Genomic DNA, 4,875 nt, shown 5'->3' on the forward strand with positions numbered 1-4,875 from the left:
GCGGAACACCGCCGCGATCGAGCCGCGCTGCTTGAAGCCCGAGAGGCGGAAGCTGCCCACGCCGGGCAGGCCGATGCTCATGTTCAGCTCGCCGGTGTCGTCGAGCTCCTCGAGCTGGGTGGGCGTGAGCAGCTCGGCGAGCAGCTGCCGCGGCTGCGCATGCGTCAGCGGCTGGTCGGACAGCTGCAGCAGCTGCCCGTTGATCTTGATGAGGATCGGCGAATTGGCCGACAGGTACACGTCCGAAGCGTTCTTCTCCGCCATCAGGCGAAGCACGCGCTCCATGTTGCCGCCACCGCTCATGCCGATCCTCCCTGGGTTGTGTCGAGTGCGCTGCTCAGGCGCGCAGCAGGTCGTTGATGCTGGTCTTGCTGCGCGTCTGGGCATCCACGCGCTTGACGATGATCGCCGCGTACATGCTGTAGTCCTGGCCGGCGGCGGTCTTCTTCGGCAGGTTGCCGCTGACCACCACCGAGCCGCTGGGCACGCGGCCGTAGCTGATCTCGCCCGTTTCGCGGTTGAACAGCGGGGTGCTCTGCCCGATGTAGACGCCCATGCCGAGCACCGAGTTCTCCTCGACGATCACGCCTTCCACCACCTCGGAGCGCGCGCCGATGAAGCAGTTGTCCTCGATGACCGTCGGGTTGGCCTGCAGCGGCTCGAGCACGCCGCCGATGCCGACGCCGCCCGACAGGTGCACGTTCTTGCCGATCTGCGCGCACGAGCCCACGGTGGCCCAGGTGTCGACCATGGTGCCTTCGTCGACGTACGCGCCGATGTTCACGTAGCTCGGCATCAGCACCACGTTCTTCGCCAGGTACGAGCCGCGGCGGGCGACGGCCGGCGGCACGACGCGAATGCCGGTGGCGCGCATCGCGTCTTCGCTGACGTGGCCGAACTTGGTCTCGACCTTGTCGAAGAAGCTCAGGTCGCCGGCGCGCATCACGTGGTTGTCGTTGAGGCGGAAGCTCAGCAGCACCGCCTTCTTGATCCACTGGTTCACCGTCCACTGGCCCACGCCCTGGCGCTCGGCCACGCGCAGGCGCCCGGCGTTGAGGTCGGCGATGACGTGCTCGACCGCCTCGCGCACCTCGGGGCTGTTGATCGCGGAGATCGTGGCGCGGCTCTCCCAGGCGAGGTCGATGATGTTCTGCAGTTGTTGGGTCATGGCTCAGCGGGCTTGGATGAAGGAAACGATGCGGTGCGCGGCTTCGAGGCATTCGTCGACGCCGGCCACCAGCGCCATGCGGATGCGCCCGGCGCCGGGATTGATGCCGCCGGATTCGCGGGCGAGCAGGCTGCCGGGCAGCACCGCCACATTGTATTGAGCGAGCAACTGCAGCGCGAAGGCTACGTCGTCGTCGCCCGGAACGCGCGCCCAGAGGTAGAAGCCGGCGTCGGGCAGCGCGACATCCATCACGCCCGCCAGCAGCGGCGTCACCTGGGCGAACTTGGTGCGGTACAGGTTGCGGTTGTCGACCACGTGGGCTTCGTCGTTCCAGGCGGCGATGCTGGCGGCTTGCACCACCGGGCTCATCGCGCTGCCGTGATAGGTGCGGTAGAGCAGGAACTGCTTCAGGATCGACGCATCGCCGGCCACGAAGCCCGAGCGCATGCCCGGCACATTGGAGCGTTTCGAGAGGCTGGTCAGCGCGACCAGGTTGCGGAAGTCCTTGCGGCCGAGCTGGATCGCCGCCTCCAGGCCGCCCAGCGGCGGCTCGTCGCGGAAGTAGATCTCCGAGTAGCACTCGTCGGAGGCGATCACGAAGCCGTGGCGGTCGCTCAGCTCGAAGAGGGTCTTCCACTCGGCCAGCGGCATCACCGCGCCGGTCGGGTTGCCCGGCGAGCACACGTAGAGCAGCTGCGTGCGCGCCCAGACCTGGTCGGGCACGCTGGCCCAGTCGGGCGCGAAATTGCGCGCCGGGTCACTGTTGGCGTAGTGCGGCTGCACCCCGGCCAGCAGCGCCGCGCCCTCGTAGATCTGATAGAAGGGATTGGGGCAGACCACCGTGGCGCCCGGCTTCGTCGGATCGATCACCGTCTGGGCCAGCGCGAACAGCGCCTCGCGCGAGCCGTTGACCGGCAGCACCTGCGTGGCAGCGTCGAGCGTCACCCCGTAGCGGCGCTGCACCCAGGCGGCGCAGGCCTCGCGCAGCTTCGGCTCGCCGGCGGTGGCCGGGTAGCTGGCCAGGCCGGCGAGGTTGTCCGTCAGCGCGCGCTTGATCAGCTCCGGCGTGGCGTGCTTGGGCTCGCCGATGCCCAGGCTGATGGGCCGGTAGACGGCGTTGGGTGTGACCCCGCGAGTCAGCTCGCGCAGGCGCTCGAAGGGGTAGGGGTGCAGTCGCGCGAGCAGCGGGTTCATCGGCTGTCTCGCGTTCAGAGCAGGCCGGTCTCGGCGGCGTGGGCCGGCAGGTCGACGCGCGGCTGCGGCTTCCAGCCCTTCTTGCGGTGCTCGGCCACCACGTTGGTGTAGATCCCGCCGCGCACGTACCACTTGGCGGTGATGCGGATGAAGCGCGGCGCCGTGGCCTTCACGATGTCGTCGAGGATGGTGTTGGTCACCTTCTCGTGGAACGCGCCTTCGTTGCGGTAGCTCCAGAAGTACATCTTCAGGCTCTTGAGCTCCACGCACAGCTTGTCCGCGATCATGTCGATCGTGAAGTGCGCGAAGTCGGGCTGGCCGGTCAACGGGCAGTGGCAGGTGAACTCGGGCACCTGGAACTGGATGACGTAGTCGCGCTCCGGCGCCGGGTTGGGGAAGACGTGCAGTTCCTTGCTCGGCGCGCTGGGCGGGTTGGGCGGCATCGGGCGCTCCTTGAGCGGCGGGCGAGCGGGGGACTTCTTGGCCATGGCGGACACGTCTGGAGAGGGATTGCGCGGGGCCGCGATGCTATCATCCCGCCCCGCAGAGAGCCCGCGTCAGCGCGGGTTTTCTCATATGAATCAAGGACTTGGCGAAAGGTCGACGCACCTCGACGCCGGGCAGAACCCCGCTCTCCCATGCGCCTGAACTCGATCAAGCTCTCCGGCTTCAAGTCGTTCGCCGAGCCCACCAACTTCCAGCTGCCGGGTCAGCTGGTCGGCGTGGTCGGGCCCAACGGCTGCGGCAAGTCGAACATCATGGATGCGGTGCGCTGGGTGCTCGGCGAGAGCAAGGCCAGCGAGCTGCGCGGCGAGTCGATGCAGGACGTGATCTTCAACGGCTCGGGCAACCGCAAGCCGGCGAGCCGCTCCAGCGTCGAGCTCGTGTTCGACAACAGCGACGCCCGCGCCGGCGGGCAGTGGAACCAGTTCACCGAGATCGCGGTGAAACGTGTGCTGACGCGCGACGGCACCAGCAGCTACTACATCAACAACCAGCCGGTGCGCCGCCGCGACGTGCAGGACGTCTTCCTCGGCACCGGCCTCGGCCCGCGCGCCTACGCCATCATCGGCCAGGGCACGATCAGCCGCATCATCGAATCCAAGCCCGAGGAGCTGCGCCTGTTCCTCGAGGAAGCTGCCGGCGTCTCGAAGTACAAGGAGCGCCGCCGCGAGACCGAGAACCGCCTCAAGGACACGCGCGAGAACCTCACCCGCGTGGAAGACATCCTGCGCGAGCTGACCAGCAACCTCGACAAGCTCGAGAAGCAGGCCGAGGTGGCCACGCAGTACCGCGCGCTGCAGCAAAGCGGCGAGCTCAAGCTGCACCAGCTTTGGTTCCTCAAGCACCGCGATGCGGCCAGCGAGGAGGAGCGCGTCAAGAAGGCGGTTCTGGAAGCCACCAATGCACTGGAAGCGCGCCTGGCCGAGCTGCGCCACGGCGAGGCCGAGCTGGAGACGATCCGCCAGGCGCACTACGCCGCCAGCGACGAGCTGCACGGCGCCCAGGGCCTGCTCGCCGAAGCCGCGCTGGAGGTGAGCCGGCTGGAGGAACGCATCCGCTACGTGGTGGAAGGCCGCGCGCGGGTCGAGCAGCGCCTGGTCGAGCTGAAGGCCAGCAGCGAGCAGTGGGACGAGCGCCGCCAGCAGGCCGACGACGAACTCGGCCAGATCGCCGAGCAGATCGCCGCCGCCGAAGAGCAGAGCGAGGTGCTCGCCGCGCAGGCCGAGGAGCAGTCGGGCCAGCTGCCGACGCTGGAGGATGCCGTGCGTGCCGCGCAGGCGAAGAGCAACGAGCAGCGCAACGTGGTGGCTCAGGTGCAGCAGCAGATCCAGCTGCTGGCTGCGGAGAGCCGCAACATCGACGAGCAGCGCCGCCAGTTCAACGCGCGGCGCGAGCGCCTCGCCGGCGAGAAGCAGCAGCTGGCGTCGCCCGACACCGCGCGCCTGGCCGAACTGAAGACGAGCTTCGCCGCGGCGGAAGAAGCGCAGGGCGTGGCCGACGCGCGGCTGCACGAACTGCAGGAGCAGGTGCCCGCGCTCGACGACGAGCGGCGAGCCAAGCAGGAGCAGGTGAACGCCGAATCGGCCAGGCATTCGGACCTGTCCGCGCGCCTGGAGGCGCTGCGCGCGCTGCAGGAGAAGGTGCAGACCGAGGGCAAGCTCAAGCCCTGGCTGGCCAAGCACGGCCTGGAAGGCCTGCAGGGCCTGTGGACCAAGGTGCACATCGAGGCCGGCTGGGAGACGGCGCTGGAGTCGGCGCTGCGCGAGCGGCTCAATGCGCTGGAGGTCGGCCGGGTGGAGACGGTGCGCGCCTTCGCCGACGATGCGCCTCCGGCCAAACTGGCCTTCTACACGCCGCCGCATGCCGCCATCGCCAACACGCACCAGACGCTGCCGCGCCTGTCCGACCTGCTGCGCCTGGGCGACGCCGGCCTGAAGGCGCTGCTCAACGACTGGCTGGAAGGCGTGTACACCGCCGGCAGCATCGACGAGGCGCTGGCCAACCGCAGC

The 4,875-nt window shown here is 68.8% G+C and carries 4 protein-coding genes and 1 pseudogene; 1 reads left to right on the forward strand and 4 read right to left on the reverse strand.

Annotated features, from left to right (window positions below; genetic code table 11):
• From AB7U92_RS22010 to queF, 4 genes and pseudogenes are all read right to left on the reverse strand, one after another.
• A pseudogene (locus AB7U92_RS22010) lies at positions 1 to 303 on the reverse strand (PilT/PilU family type 4a pilus ATPase); the annotation flags it as partial.
• A gap of 34 nt (positions 304 to 337) precedes the next feature.
• Entirely contained in the window at positions 338 to 1,168 is an 831-nt protein-coding gene (gene dapD, locus AB7U92_RS22015; RefSeq protein ID WP_428582119.1) for a 2,3,4,5-tetrahydropyridine-2,6-dicarboxylate N-succinyltransferase, read from the reverse strand.
• Positions 1,169 to 1,171: 3 nt separating this feature from the next.
• Positions 1,172 to 2,362 (reverse strand): succinyldiaminopimelate transaminase, encoded by a 1,191-nt coding sequence (gene dapC / locus AB7U92_RS22020; protein WP_428582121.1) that lies wholly within the window; start codon positions 2,360 to 2,362, stop codon positions 1,172 to 1,174.
• A gap of 14 nt (positions 2,363 to 2,376) precedes the next feature.
• Positions 2,377 to 2,805, reverse strand: a complete 429-nt coding sequence (gene queF, locus AB7U92_RS22025) for a preQ(1) synthase (RefSeq protein WP_428582125.1) — start codon at positions 2,803 to 2,805, stop codon at positions 2,377 to 2,379.
• A 195-nt stretch (positions 2,806 to 3,000) separates the two neighbouring features.
• Between queF and smc the strand changes: the two genes are divergently transcribed.
• Positions 3,001 to 4,875 (forward strand): chromosome segregation protein SMC (smc, locus tag AB7U92_RS22030; RefSeq protein ID WP_428582123.1); only part of this gene is annotated, 1,875 nt, incomplete at its 3' end.

Origin of the sequence: Piscinibacter sp. (assembly GCF_050175855.1) — a bacterium.
In the GTDB taxonomy this organism is placed as follows: Bacteria; Pseudomonadota; Gammaproteobacteria; order Burkholderiales; family Burkholderiaceae_C; genus Piscinibacter.

Excerpts from the sequence above, each read along its gene's own strand:
- dapC (WP_428582121.1), bottom strand. The coding sequence starts at position 2,362 with ATGAACCCGCTGCTCGCGCGACTGCACCCCTACCCCTTCGAGCGCCTG.
- queF (WP_428582125.1), bottom strand. The coding sequence starts at position 2,805 with ATGCCGCCCAACCCGCCCAGCGCGCCGAGCAAGGAACTGCACGTCTTC.
- dapD (WP_428582119.1), bottom strand. The coding sequence starts at position 1,168 with ATGACCCAACAACTGCAGAACATCATCGACCTCGCCTGGGAGAGCCGC.